Origin of the sequence: Daejeonella sp. JGW-45 (genome assembly GCF_029360805.1) — a bacterium.
Lineage (GTDB): Bacteria > Bacteroidota > Bacteroidia > Sphingobacteriales > Sphingobacteriaceae > Daejeonella.
In genome coordinates, this window is the sequence record NZ_JARKNC010000006.1 from 456,699 (window position 1) to 478,577 (window position 21,879).

The 21,879-nt window shown below is 45.3% G+C and carries 20 protein-coding genes; 4 read left to right on the forward strand and 16 right to left on the reverse strand.

Translation table 11 applies throughout. The features are described 5' to 3' along the window. Positions 1–141: 141 nt before the first annotated feature. Together P2W76_RS09435 and P2W76_RS09440 are read right to left on the reverse strand one after the other, a co-directional pair. A complete protein-coding gene (locus P2W76_RS09435; protein ID WP_276347542.1) occupies positions 142–1,041 on the reverse strand; it encodes a pyridoxal-phosphate dependent enzyme in 900 nt (299 codons plus the stop codon). Positions 1,042–1,051: 10 nt separating this feature from the next. Then, positions 1,052–2,128 (reverse strand): DUF6588 family protein, encoded by a 1,077-nt coding sequence (locus P2W76_RS09440; protein WP_276347545.1) that lies wholly within the window; start codon positions 2,126–2,128, stop codon positions 1,052–1,054. Between the two features lie 141 nt (positions 2,129–2,269). On the opposite strand from P2W76_RS09440, the gene P2W76_RS09445 reads away from it, so the two are divergent. Further along, on the forward strand, positions 2,270–3,295 hold the full coding sequence (locus tag P2W76_RS09445) for an RluA family pseudouridine synthase (RefSeq protein ID WP_276347596.1): 1,026 nt from the start codon (positions 2,270–2,272) through the stop codon (positions 3,293–3,295). 3 nt (positions 3,296–3,298) lie between these two features. Then, positions 3,299–4,135: an aminotransferase class IV gene (locus P2W76_RS09450; RefSeq protein WP_276347547.1), complete on the forward strand. Its 837-nt coding sequence runs from the start codon at positions 3,299–3,301 to the stop codon at positions 4,133–4,135. 11 nt (positions 4,136–4,146) lie between these two features. Here P2W76_RS09450 and fmt read toward each other — a convergent pair whose 3' ends face one another. Further along, the gene (fmt, locus tag P2W76_RS09455; RefSeq protein WP_276347549.1) at positions 4,147–5,055 is read right to left on the reverse strand and encodes a methionyl-tRNA formyltransferase; all 909 of its coding nucleotides are present in this window, start codon (positions 5,053–5,055) and stop codon (positions 4,147–4,149) included. Between the two features lie 198 nt (positions 5,056–5,253). Here fmt and P2W76_RS09460 point away from each other — a divergent pair, with 198 nt between their 5' ends. Continuing rightward, the gene (locus P2W76_RS09460; RefSeq protein WP_276347597.1) at positions 5,254–6,474 is read left to right on the forward strand and encodes an FtsX-like permease family protein; all 1,221 of its coding nucleotides are present in this window, start codon (positions 5,254–5,256) and stop codon (positions 6,472–6,474) included. Here the strand turns inward: P2W76_RS09460 and P2W76_RS09465 are convergent, their stop codons facing one another. The 10 genes from P2W76_RS09465 to P2W76_RS09510 all read right to left on the reverse strand — a co-directional run bounded on the left by P2W76_RS09465 (position 6,475) and on the right by P2W76_RS09510 (position 14,877). Continuing rightward, on the reverse strand, positions 6,475–6,909 hold the full coding sequence (locus P2W76_RS09465; RefSeq protein ID WP_276347551.1) for a hypothetical protein: 435 nt from the start codon (positions 6,907–6,909) through the stop codon (positions 6,475–6,477). It abuts the gene before it with no gap. Between the two features lie 26 nt (positions 6,910–6,935). Continuing rightward, positions 6,936–7,277, reverse strand: coding sequence for a hypothetical protein (locus P2W76_RS09470; protein WP_276347552.1), 342 nt, complete (start codon positions 7,275–7,277; stop codon positions 6,936–6,938). An 88-nt stretch (positions 7,278–7,365) separates the two neighbouring features. After that, on the reverse strand, positions 7,366–8,709 hold the full coding sequence (locus P2W76_RS09475) for a hypothetical protein (protein WP_276347554.1): 1,344 nt from the start codon (positions 8,707–8,709) through the stop codon (positions 7,366–7,368). Continuing rightward, entirely contained in the window at positions 8,706–9,266 is a 561-nt protein-coding gene (locus P2W76_RS09480; protein ID WP_276347556.1) for an RNA polymerase sigma factor, read from the reverse strand. The genes P2W76_RS09475 and P2W76_RS09480 overlap by 4 nt, the downstream gene beginning before the upstream one ends. A gap of 60 nt (positions 9,267–9,326) precedes the next feature. Beyond that, the gene (locus P2W76_RS09485) at positions 9,327–9,575 is read right to left on the reverse strand and encodes a hypothetical protein (protein ID WP_276347558.1); all 249 of its coding nucleotides are present in this window, start codon (positions 9,573–9,575) and stop codon (positions 9,327–9,329) included. A gap of 72 nt (positions 9,576–9,647) precedes the next feature. Then, positions 9,648–10,454, reverse strand: coding sequence for a nucleoside triphosphate pyrophosphohydrolase (gene mazG, locus P2W76_RS09490; RefSeq protein ID WP_276347560.1), 807 nt, complete (start codon positions 10,452–10,454; stop codon positions 9,648–9,650). A 49-nt stretch (positions 10,455–10,503) separates the two neighbouring features. Beyond that, on the reverse strand, positions 10,504–11,178 hold the full coding sequence (mnmD, locus tag P2W76_RS09495; RefSeq protein ID WP_276347561.1) for a tRNA (5-methylaminomethyl-2-thiouridine)(34)-methyltransferase MnmD: 675 nt from the start codon (positions 11,176–11,178) through the stop codon (positions 10,504–10,506). Positions 11,179–11,190: 12 nt separating this feature from the next. After that, the gene (locus tag P2W76_RS09500) at positions 11,191–11,607 is read right to left on the reverse strand and encodes a rhodanese-like domain-containing protein (RefSeq protein WP_276347562.1); all 417 of its coding nucleotides are present in this window, start codon (positions 11,605–11,607) and stop codon (positions 11,191–11,193) included. A 198-nt stretch (positions 11,608–11,805) separates the two neighbouring features. After that, positions 11,806–12,768 carry a CvpA family protein gene (locus P2W76_RS09505; RefSeq protein ID WP_276347563.1) on the reverse strand — a complete coding sequence of 321 codons (963 nt, stop codon included), beginning with the start codon at positions 12,766–12,768 and terminating at the stop codon, positions 11,806–11,808. 60 nt (positions 12,769–12,828) lie between these two features. Continuing rightward, complete coding sequence (locus P2W76_RS09510) at positions 12,829–14,877, reverse strand: M13 family metallopeptidase (RefSeq protein WP_276347564.1); 2,049 nt, start codon at positions 14,875–14,877, stop codon at positions 12,829–12,831. A 368-nt stretch (positions 14,878–15,245) separates the two neighbouring features. Here P2W76_RS09510 and P2W76_RS09515 point away from each other — a divergent pair, with 368 nt between their 5' ends. After that, a complete protein-coding gene (locus P2W76_RS09515) occupies positions 15,246–17,936 on the forward strand; it encodes a valine--tRNA ligase (protein WP_276347565.1) in 2,691 nt (896 codons plus the stop codon). Here P2W76_RS09515 and P2W76_RS09520 read toward each other — a convergent pair. From P2W76_RS09520 to P2W76_RS09530, 3 genes are all read right to left on the reverse strand, one after another. Further along, positions 17,928–20,315 carry an ATP-binding protein gene (locus P2W76_RS09520; RefSeq protein ID WP_276347566.1) on the reverse strand — a complete coding sequence of 796 codons (2,388 nt, stop codon included), beginning with the start codon at positions 20,313–20,315 and terminating at the stop codon, positions 17,928–17,930. The two genes, P2W76_RS09515 and P2W76_RS09520, sit on opposite strands and share 9 nt — an antisense overlap. Positions 20,316–20,507: 192 nt before the next feature. Continuing rightward, the gene (locus tag P2W76_RS09525; protein ID WP_276347567.1) at positions 20,508–21,215 is read right to left on the reverse strand and encodes a DUF4397 domain-containing protein; all 708 of its coding nucleotides are present in this window, start codon (positions 21,213–21,215) and stop codon (positions 20,508–20,510) included. A gap of 95 nt (positions 21,216–21,310) precedes the next feature. Beyond that, positions 21,311–21,772 carry a type I restriction enzyme HsdR N-terminal domain-containing protein gene (locus P2W76_RS09530; protein ID WP_276347568.1) on the reverse strand — a complete coding sequence of 154 codons (462 nt, stop codon included), beginning with the start codon at positions 21,770–21,772 and terminating at the stop codon, positions 21,311–21,313. Between the last annotated feature and the right edge of the window lie 107 nt (positions 21,773–21,879).

Consider the following 21,879-nt stretch of genomic DNA (forward strand, 5'->3'; position numbering starts at 1 on the left):
AAATGCGCAAATTTCAGCACTTTATGTGCGTTTTTATGTAAAAATAGGTTTAAACAGTTTAAACCTGTTTTTTAACGCCTGGATTTCGGAGGCAGCAAAATTTTGTTTAGCATTTTATAGAGATCCCGGCGTATTTTGCGCTTAGAATGTTGCCGCTTGATTGAATTTTGATGACATACCCAACAGACCCGTCAATCCGCCGGTGTGCACCGCAAGGATTTTACTCCCCGGCGCAAACCTGCCACGGGAGGCAAGATCAAAAAGTGCAAAAAACATCTTACCCGTATAAACAGGTTCAATCAAAATGCCAGTCGACCGGCAAAGGGAATGCACAAAATCAAGGAGCTCAGGAGACGTTTTAGCATAGCCGCCGAAATGGTAATCTGTATGCATTTCAAACTGATGAGGCGTGTATTTTTTAATCACGTCGGTGAGGTATTCACCGCCCTTTAATACGGGCACGATATGGGCTGTGGCAACCAGCGATCCTTCTCCAATTCCGTGTGTTATTCCGGCCGCTGTAGTTCCCGTTCCGGCTGCACAGAAGATATGGTCGTAGGCTTCTTCCGACAGTTCTGTTATAAGTTCAGCACAGCCCTTTACTGCCAGTTCCCCAGCACCCCCTTCATCAATAAACATAGTCTCAGGATCATCGCCGAACAGTTCGCTGAATAAAAGGAGCTTGTCGCGATAAGATGAGCGGTCTGTAAACCTGAGTTCCATCCCAAAAAGCTTACATAGCATAAGGATGTCATTTTGAACTTCTTCACCACGTACAATACCTGTACTTTTAAAGCCAAACCTGGCGGCTGCACAGGCAGTCGCAATAAGGTGATTTGAATACGCGCCCCCGAAGGTGACCAGGTGTTTTTTACCCAGATGGTCGGCCTCAAGCAGAATATATTTAAGTTTCCGCCATTTATTTCCTGAAATAAACGGATGGATCATATCATCCCGCTTTACAAAAACTTCAATTCCTTTTTCAGTAAATAAGGGATCGAAAATTTGCTCAACCGGGCTGTCAGTATTTAATCCAGTCAAGGGATTTGAGCTATTTCCCTAGTCCAAAGCCAATCCCGCCGTTGAAAGAGTTGTACTCGGCCATGCTGTAAGAGCCGTAAATCCGGAAAAATGCCAGGTTTAGCTGAAAGCCCAGGTTAGTCCTGAAGCCGCTGATATCGGTCTGCTTAATATTAACCGGATTGGTAAAAACTGTATATGTAGGCCCAAGCAGGTCTGCACCGCTTACGATCGGATAGTTCCCTATCAATCCCACATCGGTCTTTGATGAATTATATCCAAGACTTATGAATGGCGTGAAGACCAGCAATCGTTTTGAAAGGATCACTTCCGTATTTATACCGGAAAATTGTGCATCGACTTTCTGCCCGGAAAAGTCGGTCGGTTGTCCTGCGGAAGCAGGCCGGGCGCCTGATGGTACGGGAACATCAAGCGGCACTGTATAATTGAATTGGGTATATCCGATGGCAACAGCGACATCAACCGGCGTCAGCTTATCGACTGCTCCCGAAATTAAAGGCAAGATCTCTACCTTAAGTCCGCCGCCAAACATTCCTATTTCGCCGAGATCATCCCCAAGGTTAACTTTTGGCATGGCCCTCAAAGTAAATTCGAGTCCTCTCGGTAAACCGATACTGCCCTGCAGCTGTGGTGCTGGAATTAACCCTACACCCGTACCTTCCGGCATCCTGAACGTTTCCAGCAGGCGGTTTTGTGAATCGTACACGGAAAGTTGAACTCCATCATTGGTGTTGCCGGCAAGCGTGGGAGTTATTACCTGCGCCGCATTTGTCGGCCGGATGTTAGACGACAAGCCAATTTTGGTAACATCAAATGATTCGTCCTTCTGAGGCACCACAGCTCCGGTCACTCCGAAGCGGAGATCAAAACGCAGCAAATTCTTAGAATGAGCTGTATTGTTCCAGCCCGAGTTTAAGCCAACCCCAAACCCTTTAAAAAGAGGTCTTAGATATGCCTGCGCAAGTTTAGTCGCATCTGCAGGGCTTGACTTTATCAATTCAGAAATATCGCTTTGGGCAGAAACGTTAGCAGCACCTAAAGCCGATAAAAAGAAAACTGCCAATGTGGTTTTAAGAATATTTTTCATCCTGGTTGAAATAAAATTACAGGTAAAGTTAACTCTTTTTATAATTCTGTTAAACGGAGTTTACCCGCATTACCAAAAAACCTCAAATTATGGCATTTGTTTTATGTGAAGATAATGGCTATAAAGAATTATTTTTGCGGCATGACCGAGGAAAATGACGTCCAGGAATTAGAGGAACAGGATCTGTACGAACACCTGCGGATCGTGGTGGATAAGGGGCAGTCCTTGCTGCGATTGGACAAATTTCTAATTATACGTACGGAGAACACATCCCGTAACCGGATACAAAATGCAATCGATGCAGGTAACGTTCTGGTTAACGATAAAATAGTTAAAGCGAGCTATAAGGTCAAACCATTGGATGTGGTCTCCCTGGTACTGCCGCATCCGCCAAGGGATACCGAGATTTATCCTGAGGATATCCCAATAGACATTGTGTACGAGGATGATGATGTGATACTGGTAAATAAGGCTCCGGGCATGGTTGTACACCCTGGATTTAACAACTATACAGGTACGCTTGTAAATGCGCTTGTTCACCATGTAAGGAAGCTTCCGCAGCTGCCAGGTAATGATGGCCGGCCGGGGCTTGTACACCGGATCGATAAAGACACTTCAGGATTGCTTTTGGTGAGTAAGAACGAATGGGCTATCACCTTCCTTGCAAAACAATTCTTCGATCATTCTATAACAAGAAAATATCTGGCCCTGGTTTGGGGCGATCTTAAAGATGACGGAACCGTAAAGGGCTATATCGGAAGGAGTATGAAGGACAGAAAGGTAATGGCGGTTTATGACGATGAAGCTCATGGAAAATGGTCGGTAACGCATTATAAAGTCGTTGAACGCTTTAACTACGTGACCTTGATTGAATGTCAGCTTGAAACAGGACGCACTCATCAGATACGCGCCCATATGAAGCATATTGGTCACCCTTTATTTAATGACAGCACATATGGAGGCGATCGGATAATCAAAGGCACGGTATTTAACAAATACCGGCAATTTGTAGAGAATTGCTTCGCGCTGATGCCAAGGCAGGCGCTCCATGCTAAATCCCTGGGTTTTATACATCCCTCCACCCGGAAGTTTATTCATTTCGAAACTGATCTTCCTGTAGATTTTAATTCGGTACTCGAAAAATGGCGCAATTACATTAAAGAATAATTCATGAGCAAGCAGTTCATTAATTTCAATGGGGCTATCGTGCCCGCTGATCAGGAGATTTTAACGGCATCAAATCGTGGATTTAAGTTCGGGGACGGTCTTTTCGAGTCGATGAGGCTAATGAAGGGAGAAGTGAAATTTGTGGATATGCATTGCGACAGGATCACGAAGGGCCTGAAGCTGCTTAAAATGGACTCCTGGGCGCAGGTAGATGTCTGGTTCATACGGGAAAAGGTCGAAGAACTCACCCGGAGAAATAAAACAGGGCCGAACGCCCGGATAAGGCTGACGGCCTACCGCGATGGCGAAGGATTGTACAGTCCCGCTTCCAATAAAATGGGTTATGTCCTGGAGGCCTCCAAATTGTCTGAAGATTACTATGCTTTTAATGAGAAGGGGCTGATCATTGACGTGTTTGATGAAATCACCAAGCCTGTAAACATTCTCTCGAATTTGAAAACCTGCAATTCTCTTCTATATGTTCTCGCAGGGATCTTCAAAAGCCAAAACTCGCTCGACGAGGTAATGGTACTTAATAATAGCGGCTTTTTGTGCGAATCCATGAGCAGTAATGTTTTTGTGGTGTACGACAAGAAGCTATACACTCCGGCTCTTGCAGAAGGCTGTATTGCGGGCGTTATGCGCCAGGCTGTGATCAGGCTTGCCCGGGAGAACGATGTTGAATTAATAGAGGCACAGATCAGTCCGGATATTTTAAATGAAGCCGATGAAGTTTTCCTAACCAACGCAGCCCGGGGAATTCAGTGGGTGATGGGCTATAATAATAAGAGGTATTTTAACGAGGTTTCGAGGTTTCTTACACAGAAACTGAATACCTGATGCCAATGCCTTTACAGTTTGGCGCCTCGAAGGAATTCGTCAACTTTCATTCGTTTCTTTCCTTCCAGTTGCAGGTCTTTTACAGAAATAAAGCCATCATTGCAGGCAAACTTTAAAAAGGTTTTATTATCAGTTATGTATGCCCCAGGCTGCAAATCCGGGTCCGATTTTTCGGGAACTGCACTAAAGATCTTCAGCGACTTATCATGCAAGGGTGTAAAGGCCGTAGGATAGGGGCTTAAGCCGCGGATAAAGTTGTAAACGCTTTCTACCGGCTGGTCCCAGTTGACCAGGCAGTCGTCTTTAAAGATTTTCGGTGCAATCTTCAGCTCGGGCAATGATGGCTGGGGGGCTTCGGTATATCCGCCGTTGCTGATCGCTTTTACCGTCCTGACGAGAAGCTGCGCCCCGGTGGCCATAAGCTTATCGTGAAGATCGCCGGCAGTATCGCTCTCGTTAATGGCAACACGTTCGGCAAAAAGCAAGTCTCCTGTATCGATCTCTTGTTTTAAGAAAAATGTGCTCACGCCGCTTTCATTCTCGCCATTGATGATCGCCCAGTTTATTGGAGCAGCACCGCGATATTGCGGCAGGAGAGAGGCATGCAAGTTAATGGTTCCTTTGGGAGGCATATTCCAAACCACCTCCGGCAGCATTCTAAATGCCACTATCACCTGCAGATCAGCATTCAGGGAGCGAAGTTCATTAAGAAATGCAGGGTCTTTGAGTTTGACGGGCTGAAGCACTTTTAATCTCTGTTCAACGGCATATTTTTTTACAGCCGACTCATTTATTTTCTGACCCCTCCCTGCCGGCTTATCCGGCGCTGTAACCACGCCAACGATTTCAATCCCATTATCCAGAAGTGCTTTTAAGGAAGCTACAGCAAAATCGGGCGTACCCATAAAGACGACTTTCATATTGATGTCAGGTGTTAGGTATGAGCTCTCAGTTTTCAGTTTTCAGTTTTCAGTTCTCAGCTCTCAGCTCTCAGCTTTCAGCTTTCAGTCAAATCGTCTGCTAATTTAAGCCGAAAATCCGAAACTATGGCGCGTGACGATGTAACGATTAGTCCGGCAAAAGTTGCATCTTTGAACAGGACACTAAACTATAGCAGCTTGAATCTTCCTCTATTTATTGCTAAACGGATCACGTTTAATTCTCAGCGGACTTTTTCGAAGCTAATTGTTCGCATTGCCATCCTGGGCATTATGCTTGGCCTGGCTGTGATGATCCTGGCAGTGGCTATTGTAAAAGGATTCAAAGCCGAAATCCGGGAAAAGGTCAGGGGATTTTCCGGCGACATTCAAATATCCCGGCTGGACCTGAACAGCTCCTATGAGAACTCGCCTTTTATCATTGATCCGAAGAAGCTAAACGAACTCCTTGTTACACCTAATATCGCTTACGTCCAGCCTTTTGCTACGAAACCGGGTATCATTAATACCAATGACGAGGTAGAAGGGGTCGTATTAAAGGGGGTCGATAAAACTTACAACTGGGCTTATTTTAAGAAAACTCTTGTCGCCGGAAAAGTCATAGACTTTACGGATAGTGTCAAATCCAGGACGCAGATCCTGATCTCTAAATATACCGCCGACAGACTTAACCTGAAGGTTGGTGACGACTTTCTGATGTATTTTATCGAAAATTCGTTACGGAAGCGAAAATTCGTTATCTCCGGGATATACAGCCTGGGAGTGGAGGAAGTAGATAAAACTTTCGTGATTGGTGACATTAACCTGGTCAGGAGTCTTAATAACTGGAGCCCCGCTCAGGTGGGCGGATATGAACTGAGGGTTAAGGATTTCGAAGAACTGGATCAGACGGCAAATGTAGTATACGATGATATTAATATCGACCTACGCTCGTACACCGTTAAAGAATATTATCCTACCATATTTGAATGGCTATCGCTTCTGGATGTGAACACCCAGGTTATTCTGGTATTAATGATGGCGGTCGCGGTTATTAATATGATTTCTGCATTGCTTATTATGATCCTGGAGCGCACCAACATGATCGGCATCCTTAAAGCATTGGGAAGCACGAATTGGAAGATCAGGAAAGTATTCCTTTACAACGCTTCTTACCTCATTGCGTTTGGGCTACTGCTTGGCAATATTTTAGGCGCAGGCCTGGGCCTGTTCCAAAACAAAACTCATTTTTTTAAGCTGGATCAGGCTTCGTATTATATAAGTTTCGTTCCGGTACAGCTGGAAATTCAGGATATTCTCCTTTTAAATGCGGGTACACTGTTAATCAGCATCCTTGTGCTGCTAATTCCTTCCCTGCTTGTTACAAGAATTTCTCCTTTAAAGGCGATAACATTTAAATAGTTAAATCTTTTTTACCGTCAGAACTGCTTTATTGATCCCCTCGTTCTTGACCTCATTCAGAATGACTTTATAATTTGTATCATTCAGGCTCACTGAAAGTGTATCTGATGTCTTAACCACCTTATCGCATTCACCAATACATAGACTCAGCTCGGCTTCTGAGCCATCTGCACCACTTAACTGAACTTTAGCCACTGCATTCCCTGCCCATATACACTGTACGTTTTTGGCACAGCGGCTGTCAGACAGGCTTACGAGCGTGAGTGTAAGTTCTTTGGAATTCTTTGAAAAGGTTACCTTTTCATCTACCAAAAGCTCTACGGGACTATCGAAACGGGATGTTTTTACGCCGGTAAGCGTTTCTTTTTCGCAAGAAGTATTTGACATAAAGACTACTCCAAGGATAACTACAGATGTTTTTAAAAAATATTTCATAGGTTAAAGGTTAAATTCGTTTTGTTCTACTTGCTCTTCCAGATCAGTTCAATGCTTCCGGTAAACTTCAGATCCTGGTAATCTGCGGGTTCAAGATTGATCCTCGTTCCGTCACACCGGTACAAAAAGGGAATGCTGTTGAAATTTGGCTCACAACTCGAAAAAATGAACACAGTTTCTTTTTTATAGGTTGATCTGGAAATGCTGTTGCAACTGCTTATTGCGCTCAGCCGGTTAATTTCCTGCTTTAACCAGGGCAGGTCACTTGCAGGGTCGCTGCCTCCACACAACGGGTTCTCTTTTTCTTCGCAGCCTGTCATGAACGCCATATTGGCCGTCAAAAGTAATATGATTATCCGGTTTTTCATCGTATGTATACGTTTATATGCGATGAGGCCCGTCCGAATGGGACTATCATAAGCATATTTATAAATGTTTGAAGGCAGGCCGTTAATTTCATTTTTTTAAACTTGAGAAATTCAACTTAATATTCAGCCCGGTAGAGCCAAATCTGAGGTCTTCACTGCCCAGGCCCCCCAGAGGGTATTTCAGGAACGGCTCAATCGTTATGTTCTGTGTTTTTCCCAGATTGGTACTATACCCGAAAGAAATATTCAGTGTGCGGGCGAAGTCAAATGTCTGGAAATTAGTTCTTACAGTGCTCCCCTGATCCTGGCCGGCGTAGAAGCCTGCAGGGTTATATTTCTTATATCTTAATGAATATTTTTCATTAAGATAGGTTCCCGAACTGAGACCGGCCAGCATATAAAGCGTGTTATTTTCAGGGATAAGAAGATACTTGATGTTAAGCGGGATGTCTAAAGCAAGCAGGCTTGCATCATACTTCGTTATCGTGGTAAGGTTGTTGTTACCTCCGGCAGCAAATGAAGGCTGCATGTCAAAGGTCAACTTCTCTTTCCCGCTCGCCGGAACACCGTTATTATAACTCAGACTATTATTTGCAAGTGCGAGTCCGGTAGAGAGCCGTAAATTATTACCAAGCTTAATATCTGAAGTAAAGCCAGCCCCGAAGTTAAGCGTGGTTTCGCTTCCCAGAGCATAATTAAAGAACGATCCGGCATAGAAGCTTATCATGTTATTTTTTGAAGCCACCTTCTGTGATCTATAAGGTTGCTCCTCCACTTTATGCAGGTGATCATCCCCGGCAGCCGCAGGTTGTGCCAAAGCAAGCATTCTCGCCGTAACATTAAGTGCCGAATCCCTTTCTGCACTGGCGTCCGTCTTATCCAGTGCTGGCCTAAGGGGCTGCGGTAGAGTGATCAGCGGTGCCTGGCCAGGGTTATTCCCAGCTACTGGCAAAGCTGGTGAGAGAGAAGCTGACAGCATGTTCACATCCATGGCCGCGGACGGGGATGCTACCTGCGATGACCGCAGTTTATTATCCGGAGCGGAAGATTTTTTGTCATCGGCTTTGGACCGCTTTAAAATGTTGATAGCTACATTCCCGGACGCCGGGACAGGTATCTCGTCCACGGCATTCTCAGGTGTGCTCAGGCGATCTTTCCTTATGGTTTCCGTTGTCTTTGGGTGATTCTCTGTTTGGTCCTTTACCCCGGCTTTGTCCGCGGCAAGCTTGCCGACCTCAGTATCAGGCACTGCTAACCAAATTCCGGAAATCATAAGAAGGATAGCCGCAGCAGTACTCCACCAGATCAGGGCAGGCCTTGCATGCTTTTCAGGATATTTCTTCCGGAGTTCCTGCCAACCGTATCCGGCTGCCGGGTCTTCGAATTCGTCAAATACCTGACTGATCTTATCTGTAAGTTCCTGATCCGTCATTTTCTTTCATATTCTGATTGTTCCAACCTAAGCGCCTCTCTCAATTTTTCTTTAGCCCGGCTGAGATTAACCCTGGAAGAGCTTGCGGATATCTGGAGCAGTTCTCCAATCTCCTCGTGATTATAACCATCAATTTCATACATATTAAAAACTGTCCGCTGTACATAAGGAAGGGTATCTAAAAGCTTCAGGATATCCTGCGAATTCAAATGTGCGATCGCTTGCGGAGCAAAAGACACATATTCAGCATCTTCAAGGGCTAGTTGATTTTGATGCTTCAGGTCTTTTCTTCTTCTGTCGAGCGCGGTATTAACAACTATCCTCCTTAGCCAGGGTTTAAAATTTTGTTCGTTTTTAAAACTTTCTATGGACTTGAATACTTTTATAAAGGAATCATTCACAACTTCCAATGCATCATCCCGGTCGGGCAGATAGCGCAAACCTACACCCATAGCATAGCTATAGAACCGCATGTATAGCGCTTCCTGGTGCCTGAGGTTACCCTGCTTGCATTTCTGAATGAGCTCTTCTTCAGAAACAACCGGTTTCTTAAACATTTACAAATTTATCGCGTCAGGCTATATCGTTATTAGGATGATAGCATATGGTTTATTCTTCTATGGCCGGTTCATAATAAAAACTTCTGAAGTGGAGCTCACAAGCAATGTTTTTCTGATATTGGTTGTGTCAGGCTTAAACGTTTTGTAAACAGATTGTTTCATGGCTGATCCCGATCCGGATTTGTTGATGGTTTTGATCTGAACATCATCAGACGTACTATTCTTCCCCTGTATAGGCGGCGCGGTATAGACGATCCAAATAAAGGTCAGAGTAACACCGATAGCTGAGAAAATTAATCGTTTCATTCCAGGTCACTTTTACATGTCAATACGAGCGTTGTTTTTAAAACGCAACATGGAAGATAAATATCTGATCATTTATAGCTTTTTAGCCTGGTTCCAGAAAACATCCATTTCGGCGAGGGTCATATCCTTAAGGTTTTTTCCCAATTCTTTTGCCTGGCTTTCCAGGTATTGGAATCTCTTGATGAACTTTCTGTTGGTTTTTTCCAAGGCATCTTCAGGGTTGATATCTATAAAACGCGCATAGTTTATCAGCGAGAACAGCAGGTCACCAAACTCGGCTTCTGCTTTTTCTTTATCAACTGCCTCGCCATTCCCAACATTCAGCTCTTCTTTGAACTCCCGCAGTTCCTCTTCAACTTTTTCCCAGACTTGCTCCTTTTTATCCCAGTCAAATCCAACTCCGCGTGCTTTTTCCTGGATTCTTGAGGCTTTGACGAGGGCAGGAAGTGATACCGGTACTCCGCCAAGCACAGACCTGTTTCCCTCTTTTAATTTGAGTTGCTCCCAGTTGCGTTTAACATCATTCTCATCATCCACTACTACATCACCGTAAATATGCGGATGGCGATGGATAAGCTTATCGCATATTCCGTTTAAGACTTCCACGATGTCAAAAGCTTTGGATTCAGAGGCAATGCGTGTATAGAAAACCAGATGCAGCATAATATCCCCCAACTCTTTCTTTATCTCAGTCATATCACCCTCCAGGATAGAATCAGATAGCTCGTAGGTCTCTTCTATGGTCAGGTGCCTCAGGGTTTCCATGGTCTGTTTTTTATCCCAGGGACATTGCTCACGAAGAGTATTCATGATGGTTAATAAGCGCTCAAAGGATTCGGCCGGAGTTGCGCCTGAAGGGGGAATGGTGTTAACGGGCATATGAATAATTTGCAGCAAAAATAATAATTAAGTTATGAGATGAGCCTTGTCAGAGCTTCACCGCTCTCAGCATCTCTCGTTTTCCCGCGGCCCCGGGAGCTTTTTCGATGGAGAAGCCAAGAGATTTCATTGTTCGTTTAAGATTGCCGGTGATGGCATATGTTACAAAAACACCGCCTTTTCGAAGAAATCCGGCGACATGCCTGAGCGCTTCTTCAGTCCACATTTCCGGCTGGTGGATAGCTGCGAACGCATCGAAGTAGAGGACGTCAAAAATCTTCTCTGATTGAAAGGTCAGCAGGGTGGTTGTATCAATGTAAAGTTGGCATCCGGGCAATATGGATGTTTCCTTCCGGAGCGCCTTTTCATAAGCGTGTGCGTATGCCCGCCATACCTGGGGTGAAATATACTGATCGTAGCCGCTGTCGCGAATAATCTCCAGACTCAAAGGAAAAGCCTCAATACCGGTATACTGCAGGTTAATATTATTCAGATAACAATGATCTGCGGATACTAAGAAGTTAAGCCCTGTACCAAATCCAACCTCCAGGACACTCGCCTCTTTTATTTCATCGCCCAGGAAATAATTAAGGCCGGACTGAAGAAAGACGTGCCTGCTTTCCTGCAAGGCTCCATGGCGGGAATGATAATGCTCACCAATTGCCGGATTGAAAATAGTTTTTGAACCGTCCGCAGTAATTGTGAAATTAAGTTGTTCGTTCATAAATGCGGGAAGCTAATTCACCTTTGTGCCTCTTTCAACCCAGGGTTCCCAATCTTTACTATATGTATGAATTTCCGATGTCTGCGCCCCATTCTGTTTATACACCGGCTGGCCGGAATTGATCCATTCAAATATACCGCCGTAAAGGTTATAGACATTTTTATATCCAGCATTAAGAAGCTTTTCAGCTATCTTTCCGCTCCGGCTGCCTACCGTGCAGTAAACAACAACGTGAGCATCGAAGGGTATGTCATAAACAGTCCGCATATCAAACCAAAAGTAACCTGCATTCCTGGCGTTCTTTAAATGACTAACCTCGTATTCCTCCTTTTCCCGGGTGTCAAGCAAATAGACGTCATTTCTGTCCATCTTAATAAATTCCTCTACTGTAAGCCGGGGTATTCGAGGGTCAGTTAGGCTATCAATCATGGCTTTAAAGCCGGGTTTTGTATTTTGGGCCGACAAACTGATCCCACAAAAGCAAATAAGAAAAACTAATAAATACTTCAACATTGATATAATTCGATCTTGTTTAAACGGGCGTGGAGCGCAATTGTTGTCAATTTTCTGCTTAAAAAAGATTGCAAGCAAAGCTAGGTAAATATCAGCAGTCTGTTATTATTTGCTTTAATTTCTAAAATTCTGGGTAACGATGATCCCATGAATACCGGTATCTAAAATACTTATCCCTGCCCTGCCAAATGATGCGCTTAAAATATTGGCACGGTGAGTAGGCGACTCCATTAGTCCTTCATGAGCCGACTGCAGTGTCTGAGCTAAGGCCAGGTTCTCACCCGCGACAGTAAAAGATACCCGGCCTGCCCGCATCCGGTCGAAAGGGCTTTTTGCCTCGGGGTTATAGTGTGAAAAATAGCCCCGCTGAAGCATATCTGCAGAATGCTTCAAGGCTACTCCGGCTAACTTTTTATCAAAAACCATGGGTTGAAGCCCCTTCTTTTTCCGTTCATTATTTATAAGTTGGAGCATCCTTATTTCCAGGTCGGGCCGCGGCTGAAAGCGGTCTGTTTTAAAAGGCAGGGTAACCATCTCATTGCCTTTCGTACGAACGGTAATATTCCGCTGCGCCATATAGCCGAGATCACTTGCCATATCAGCGATGGGTTTGCCCGGCCATTTCTCAGGGTTATTTAACAATCCCGCCAACTTACTGTCTTTGGTTCGTTGGGTAAGATTTCCGAGAGGGTAGGCCGATAGGAAAAATGAGACTAATGATGCATATACAACGCCCGAAACGAGACCAGGGAGAATTCCCGCAACTTTATTGGACCAATGATAGTGGGCGTCGCCAGGGATGTATGCCGACAGCCGGTCCCATGAGATCAAAATCATACGACTGGTAAGGATAAGTAGTATGATAAAAAAAACGGGCCTTATCCAAAAGCCGGTAATATTAAATTGATGTAAGAGGCGGACGATCTGGTCGGATAAGAAAAATGCCACCAGGAAGCTGCCAAGCCAGGTACTAAGCTCGGTTAGTGACTCTATGAATCCCTTCCTGAATGCACTGTAAACTGTCAGCCCCATAATCAGGATCAGGATGATATCTGCGATATTCAACGAATCAAACATAAAAAAGCCCTGAATTTGAAATTACACAAACGCAGGGCTTCTACAAATTATTACTGAAAATTACCAGATCCGGATCCGGTCTTCTGGTTTCTTATATAGCTTATCTCCAGGCTTAATGTCGAACGCTTCATACCATGCATCCATGTTAACGGGTGCACCGATTGTACGGTACGGGCCTGGTGAGTGAGGATCGGTAACAATAAACTGTGCAGCTGTTTCGTTCAGAATATTGCCTTTCCAGACTTGAGCCCACGACAGGAAGAAGCGCTGATCAGGAGTAAACCCGTCGATTTTCTCATTGCTTTTTCCCTGCGCGGTCATTTTAAATGCTTCATAGGCAGCGTTAAGTCCGCCAAGATCGCCGATGTTCTCGCCAAGGGTCAGTTTGCCATTTACATGCAGCGTATCAAGAACAGTATAAGCATCGAATTGTTCCTGCAAGGTTTTTGCTTTTGCTTTGAAGCGGGTCATGTCTTCTTCAGTCCACCAATTGCGTAAAGTGCCATCCTTATCATACTGGCTGCCCGAATCGTCAAATCCGTGCGATATCTCGTGGCCTATCACAGCGCCGATACCGCCGTAGTTCACAGCATCATCCGCGTTAGGGTCAAAGAAAGGAAACTGCAGGATGCCTGCCGGGAAAACGATCTCGTTGTTTACCGGATTGTAGTAAGCATTTACAGTTGGTGCCGTCATGCCCCACCTGGTTTTATCAACCGGCTTCCCCAGTTGGCTGACCATATCCTGATAACTCCAGGCACTTGCATTCTTCAAGTTTTGGAAAAATGATTTTCTGTCTATCTGCAGTCCTTCATAGTTTTTCCATTTGTCAGGATATGCAATCTTCGGCGTAAAAGCATGCAGCTTATCAAGCGCCTTTTGCTTGGTAGGAGCACTCATCCAGTCCAGGTTTTTGATCCTTATTTCATAAGCCTTTACCAGGTTGCTTACTAATTCCTGCATCCGTGCTTTAGCTTCCGGCTTGAAATGTTTCTCTACATAAAGCTGCCCTAATAGATCTCCAACAGTGCCGTCTGTTAAAGATGACATCCTCTGCCAGCGTGGGGTTTGAATCTTCTGCCCTGTAAGTGCCTGGTTAAAAGCGAAATTTGCATCCACAAAATCAGAGCTTAAGTAAGGTGCCGAGCTTTTCAGCAGATTCCATGTCAGATAAGTTTTCAGATCGCTGACCGGAGTGCTGGCCAGCACTGTATTAAGCTCTGAAAAGAAAGCCGGTGAATTTACCAGGACGGTATCCTGGCCGCTTACTTTCATCAGCGGCAGCAAATGCTGCCACTTAAGGTTTGAGGTTGTCTTGCTCAGGTCGTTTACGGCAAATTTGTTATAAGTTTTATACGGGTCACGCATTTCGACTCTGCTCATCTGGGCAGCTGCCAGTTTCTTCTCAAAATCGAATATCGTCTCGGCATTCTTGCGGGCTTCAGCAGCAGGTGTTCCCGTAAGCGTAAAAAGCTGGGTAATATAAGCCCTGTATGCGTCCTGGATCTTTGTGCTGCGGGCATCATTTTTCAGGTAATAATCCCGGTCGGGCAAAGTTGTGCCGCCTTGCGAAAGCTGCGGAACAATATTCTTCACATTCTTGCGATCCTGGCCTACAAAAAAGCCGAAGAAAGGAGACCCTGCGCCGCGCGTACGCATAGCAGCAGCATGGTCAATCACACTGTTCAGATCTGTAAGCGTTGTGATCACCTGCAGGTCCGCCTTGATCGGGATATAGCCCAGTTTTTCAATGGCTAAACTATCCATTCCTGCCATATAGAAATCACCTACACGTCTTTCAATTGAACCTGCAGGCGCTTTACTGCTGGCAGATTCAGCAAGGATGGTTTTAACTGCGTTGATATTAAAGTCGCGCAGCTGGTTAAAACTTCCCCAGCGGGTTTCTTTGGCTGGTACCGGATTATTCTTTATCCAGGTGCCGCTCGCATAGTTGTAAAAATCGTCGCCAGGCTTGACAGTCAGGTCCATATTCGACCTGTCAATAAGGACAACCTTTTTTACCGGTTTCGAATCGTGCTGGGCATTTGCGTTAATCGACGCTAAGCTTGCCGCCCCAAACAGCATGGCTTTTAAATAATTTCTATTCATATTAATAAATGGTTAGTTAGCTGAGAATCAGCCCGTGAATTTAAGAGTATTCTCCGGGAGAATAAAATTGACAGGAAAGTTTTATTTGTTGAACCAGCTAAGAATGCGGCCAATCCTTAAGTAATCAAGGAAAAATGACGAAATCTTGAAATTCGGAGTAATTTTCATGTTTCCCTTGTATCTATCATCTTGGTTTCAACAGGCAGATCACGATATATAACTATCTGCTGGCAATATTATTGCTCCCCCGTCCGAAAAAATGTGATTCTCCTGCATTCAGATACCGCTTTTTTTGCGGGAATTAGGTGTGCTGCTTCGAATTTCAGCGCTTAAATACTTAAATTTGTAATAAATTCCCCTTTGTTAAAATGAGCATTCCGAAAACGTATAGTCCTAAAGAATCTGAGAATAAATGGTATAAGTACTGGCTTGAAAAGAAGTTTTTCCGCTCAGTGCCTGATGAGCGTGAACCTTATACTATTGTAATACCCCCGCCTAATGTTACCGGCGTATTGCACATGGGCCATATGCTCAACAACACAATTCAGGATGTACTGATACGCAGAGCCAGGATGCAAGGCAAAAACGCCTGCTGGGTACCCGGTACCGATCACGCTTCGATAGCAACGGAAGCAAAAGTTGTGGCTTTGCTTAAGGAGAAAGGCATTGAAAAGAAGGATGTCAGCCGTGAGGAATTCATGCGGCACGCCTATGAGTGGAAAGACAAATACGGGGGTATTATCCTGAAACAACTGGAAAAGCTGGGGGCATCCTGCGACTGGGACCGTACCAGGTTTACCATGGAGGATGATCTTTCCGAAGCTGTGATAGATACCTTCATCCATCTTTATAGAAAGGGCTGGATATATCGGGGTATCCGGATGGTGAACTGGGATCCGAAAGGGAAGACCGCAGTATCCGATGAGGAAGTTATCCGCAAAGAAGTAAACCAGAAGCTTTATTATATCAGGTATCAGGTATCAGGTGTCGGGTCTGAGGTATCAGGTATCAGGTCTGAGGTATCAGGTACGGGGTCTCAGACCTCAGAACCTCCGGCTTCAGATTACATCGTTATCGCCACAACCCGGCCTGAAACCATCATGGCCGATTCTGCGATATGCATCAATCCCAACGATAGTCGTTACAGGCATCTTAAAGGACAGAAAGTTATAATCCCTTTGATCAACCGGGAAATCCCGGTTATCGAAGACGATTATGTAGACATGGAATTCGGAACAGGCTGTCTGAAGGTAACTCCCGCACATGATCTTAATGACTATGAGCTGGGAATCAGGCATAATCTTCCGGTCATAGATATATTGAATGATGACGGATCATTGAACGACAAAGCGCAGATCCTTGTTGGTGAAGACCGTTTTGCAGCGCGGAAGAAGATAGCAGTTATGCTCGAAGAAAAAGCAAGCCTGGAAAAGGTCGAAGAATACAGGTCGCAGGTAGGTTTTTCTGAACGAACGGACGCAGCCATCGAGCCGAAGCTATCGCTCCAGTGGTTCTGTAAGATGTCGGAGATGTCGGGGCCGGCTCTCGATTATGTGCTGACAGGCGAGATTCAGCTGATACCCGAGAAATTTATCAATACCTACCGGCATTGGATGGAGAACGTGAAAGACTGGTGTATAAGCAGGCAGCTTTGGTGGGGCCAGCGGATACCAGCCTGGTATAATGAAAAAGGGGAGTGGGTGGTTGCAAAAACCGAAGAGGAAGCAAAGGCAGAGTTCAGGGCCCAGTTCCCGGGTTCGGCCGAAGGTGCTATACGCCAGGATGAAGATGTAATGGATACCTGGTTTTCTTCATGGCTTTGGCCAATATCTGTTTTTGATGGGTTTAAAGATCCGGATAATGCCGATATCAATTATTATTACCCTACTAACGACCTGGTAACTGCTCCGGAGATATTATTTTTCTGGGTAGCGAGAATGATCATGGCCGGACACGAATTCCGGGGCCAGGCGCCATTTAAAAATGTTTATCTCACCGGTATCGTAAGGGATAAGCAGGGCAGAAAGATGTCCAAGTCGCTAGGTAATTCACCCGATCCGATCGATCTGATAGATAAATATGGTGCTGATGGTGTCCGCGTTGGAATGCTCTTATGCTCCCCGGCGGGTAATGACCTGATGTTTGACGAAGCTTACTGTGAGCAGGGAAGAAACTTTGCAAATAAAATATGGAACGCTTTTCGCCTGGTCAAAGGACTTGAGGTCGACCGGGAACTGGTAAGTACTAACCGGGAGGCTGTTAGATGGTTCGACTCAGCTTTTAACCAGGCGCTGAATGATATAGAGGAGAATTACAAACAATACCGGCTATCAGAAGCCTTGATGGGAATTTATAAGCTCGTATGGGATGATTTCTGTGCCTGGTACCTGGAAATGATCAAGCCGGCCTATCAGCAGCCCATCGATGCCCAAACCCACGAGGCTACCATTCGCTATTTCGAACGTATCTTAAAGCTGCTTCACCCCCTTATGCCCTTCCTGACAGAAGAACTATGGCACGACGAGCTGTTTGGAGAAAGAACTGAGTTAGATTGCTGCATCGTGGCTGCCTACCCTGAGTTGGGTGCGGTAGATGGCGGACTTATAAGGGATATTGATACGGTCAAACAGCTGGTTAGCGAGATCAGGAACATCAGGAACATCAAACAGATATCGCCGAAAGAACCTTTACCCTTAAACATAAGAGTCAATTCAGGAATGGCCTACGATAAATATCTTAGCATCATCTCCAAATTGGCGAACATCAGCGAGGTCCGGTTCGTAGATGACAAGGTAAGCGGTGCCGCTTCTTTTATGGCCGGGAAGGACGAGTTCTTTATTCAACTGGCCAGTACTATTGATGCCGGTGCAGAAAGAGAGCGCCTCGGGAAAGAGATCGATTACTTAAAAGGCTTCCTGAAATCGGTAGAGGCTAAACTGTCTAATGAGCGTTTTGTTCAGAACGCCAAAGCCGATATAGTGGACAACGAACGCAGGAAAAAGGATGATGCGCTGTCCAAGATTAAAATTCTTGAAGACAGCCTGCAGGATCTAGCGTAGATCAGTAAGGTTTCTTTTCGCGGTATAGTGAAGCACCATTCTGTATAGCTCATCGGGCAGGAATGGCTTTACAACAATATCATTCATGCCGGCTTCACGTACCTTGTCGCCTACCTCCTTTGGCAGGTTGGCGGTAAGGGCAATGATGGGCACTTTGATACCCCTGGCGCGCATTTTCATGGCAGCTTCGTAGCCATCCATTACCGGCATATGCAGATCTATCAGCACCAGGCCATGTATTGCAGGGTTTATTTTATCTAATGCATCGGCGCCGTTTATGGCTGTATCTATTGTGGCGCCCCAGCGCTCCAAAAATTTCTGAGCCACCAGCACATTCATCGGGTTATCTTCTACAACCAATATGTGAACATCCTTCAGGGGCATATTATCTTCCCGCGGCCCGGCGAATTCATTATTTTTTTGTTCAGTGGTGGCGGTGCACTTCTCAAAGATCTGGGTAAAGAAGAAGGTAGATCCTTTTCCTTCCTCACTGACGAGCTGAAGGGTGGAATGTTGAAGTTCCAGTATCTTTTTGCTGATAGCGAGGCCCAGTCCCGTACCGCCAAAGCCCCGTGATGTCGACGAATCTGCCTGTGTAAACCGCTCGAAAATTATGCGTTGCTTTTCCTCGGGAATACCTATACCTGTGTCTTTGACCTGGAAACAAAGCGCCATCTGCTGATCATCCTGGCGTTTTACCTCTATACTTACTTCAACAGAACCTGCCTGTGTGAATTTAATTGCATTATGTACCAGGTTGGTTATAACCTGCGAGAGCCTTGTCGGATCGCCAAGGACCTTGTGTTTAAGCTCATCGTCAATTTTAACTGTAAGCCCGATGCCCTTGTCTGATGCCGTCTCCCGCAAGCCCGTTACGATATTTCTTACGATCATAGCAGCGCCCATTTCGATATGCTCAAATGTGATCATGCCGGCTTCGATCTTGCTGTAATCGAGAACGTCATTTACGATTGCCAAAAGATTATTGGCCGAAAACAGCATCACATTAAGTTTTTCAATTTGGTCGGCCCGCGGTTCCTCTTTGAGTAACAGGTGACTCATCCCAATTACCGAATTCAGTGGTGTCCTTATCTCATGGCTCATCGTGCTTAAGAACTCGCTTTTCGCGACAAGCCCCATTTCAGCTTGCTCGCTCGCCTGCCGGAGCGCGAAAGATACCCGGTGCGACAGGATCAGCGATTGCAGGAAGAAGAAGCTCAGGTAGCAGATGAAGCCCAGAAGCTGCATGTCAGGAATGAAGAGCCAGTAATGAAGTAAGGAAATGGCAAATACACACATTATTGAGACTGAACTCATCAGCGCATACAGGGAGCCGGGCCGCTTTTCCCTGTGGGCTATGGTGTATATATAAGGAATATAAATCAGGCAGAACACCATCACCACTAAAAAAGGATTAATTAGCTGCGAGAAGTAGAACGGAGCGAGTGTAAGGGAGGCGATGGTAAAGAACGCACATAACACCGTGATTACTTTCACTACAGTATGGTTAACATCGTCCGGGTACAAATACCTCGTATAGAGCCCAAACAGACCGATACCCAGAAATAGCGTCATGTATTCCAGCCTGACCGCTATGTGCCAGGAAATATCGGGGAACAGGCTGTGCAAAGTATAGTTATCGATACCAATTGTCCGGTAACTATAGATGATCGTGAAGAGGGCAAAAAGTAAAATAGCCTTGTCGCGGTTACCGAGGAGATACAGGCCCAGGAAAAAAAAGCCGCCCATTACCAGGCATCCGGTGAGAACCAGGTCTATGGCATCAGCACGGTTATGATTTAACTCCAGCAAGTCGCGGTCGCCTAGGGTAACAGATTTCTTAGTGCCGCCTTTGCTGTGAGCAAAATTGGCTATCTGCAGAATGATATCGAGACTGCCTGTATTGGGCGGGATATCGATCGTCTTGTACTGCCAGGAAGGCTCAAAGTCTTTCTCCGAGGTACCGACCTTGCCGTTTTTTGCTGCCGGCTTTCCATTAATGAATAGCTGGTAGGCCGTATATACATCGGTCATCGCTATCCTTAAAGGGCCGTGATCAGCAGGTAGTAGAACTTTCAGGGTGTAGGTGGCGTACCCGTAAGCCGGCAATTTTTTACCGTTCAGCAGATACCCGTCCCAGCGGTGTGGAAAATTTACCAGGATTCCGTTGCCGGGCAGCGTATCCCCCGGGTTTATTAATCGTTGCCAGTAAAAGTGCCACTGGCCGTCAAGTTTTATTTCATCAGAGAAAGAATTGTTACGCAGGTCCAGGACTCCATTCCGGGCTTGAGGAGTTTTGAAGTTTGAAGTGTTTGCAGCATATACCGATGTGCCGGATAACGCTATCAGTAATAAGTATAAGACAACATAAACTCTCATTTTTATGTATAAACTTATTTTAGAGCGCTTAATATCATAGAGAGCAAAGATCAGGCCGCTGTCAGGTGTGTTTAAGCAAGCCCGCCCGTGTTGTAGCTGCAAAAATAATCCATTAAAATATCATTTTAGCAATTGAGATATAAAAATATGCCATTGCCTGGCAAGGTGAGAAGATAAATCGGCCTTAATAATCTAGTTAATAGAACGCAATTGTAAGCCTATAGGGGAGTTAGAAGCGTTCGATCTTAATCCCTTCACCCATGCAGTATACATAATCCCTGCATTGATCGTTACGTTTTGCTCTGCAAGCAATTCGCCCGTCGCGGTTTTTAACTGCAGGTCGTATACTCCGGGATCTAAGGCCTTGAATGCTGACGCCGTTTTGTACCCCTGCTCCGGGAAAAGCACCGTGCCGTTTTTAAGAGACAGTATAAGGCTTCCTCCATCCGGGCTTAACTGAACGAACCTTATTTTGGCTTTGCCCGCAGGCGGCGCGGTCAGGTCATCTTCCGTAAACAGGGTCGTAATTGACCCGGGCTCACCGGCTATAAAAATGGTGTGATAAGTGTTTTGTTTAAAGGTAACACTCGTTTTCAGGAAGTAGTCCGGTGCTGTGTCCTCAATTGCATCGAAAGTCTTTTCGCCCGGGAAAGTAATAAAATACCCGCTTTCCCCGGTATAGTGCAAAGGGGCACCCTGTACTTTAGAACCGCCGATAAAGAAACCTACCGGGTTCATCCCGATGCTCGCATTGACCACATTTACGGCCGACAGCAATTCCTGCGGCTGGTCTTGATCGAGCTTCTGGCAGGCTGCTATTATGCTTCCTAAAAAAAATACAAGAATTGTTATGAAAATTGTTCTGACCAGTGGGAGGCCGGGAATTCTTATTGTTGTCATAAGGGCTATACGGTAAAAATCGCCCGGATATTACGGAAGGTTTATAAAAAGATTGACTTTCGGCTAAGAAATCTTCAGACCCGCGGCTCGTGCGATTATATCCCGGAAGAATATGCAGGCAAGTCTGACAGAAACTTATATTGTTCGTTCCCGAAATCTATTTCAGCACAGAAATGCTCCAGCCCATTAGTAACTACAAGATATTGTACGCGGTAGACAAAATTATACCTTGCTGCCTGGTCGAACGTTTCCTGGGAAATCTTAATGGCAGGCGCCTTACATTCTACAAGAACGACCTTTTCCCCGCTATTATTGAACAGCAGAATATCTGAGCGCTTCTGCCTGGAGTTCAGCTTCAGCCCGCCCTCCAGCTTAACAAGCGAACGCGGGTAGCCTTTCTCACGAATAAGGAACTGTACAAAATGCTGCCTGACCCACTCCTCCGGAGTAAGAACAAGAAATTTCTTCCTTATCTCGTCAAAAATAGAAAGTGTGTCATCTTCCTGTTTTAAACGGAAGGGGTATTGAGGGAGGTTTAATTTGATCGGTTTAAACATTTTTTCCTTGCTGGCCGGTTTTTTTAACGCAGAGCTTAGTTACGCATATTTAAACGCAAAGATCGCAAAGTACACGCGAAGAGCGCAAAGTTTTAAAAATGTTGTCT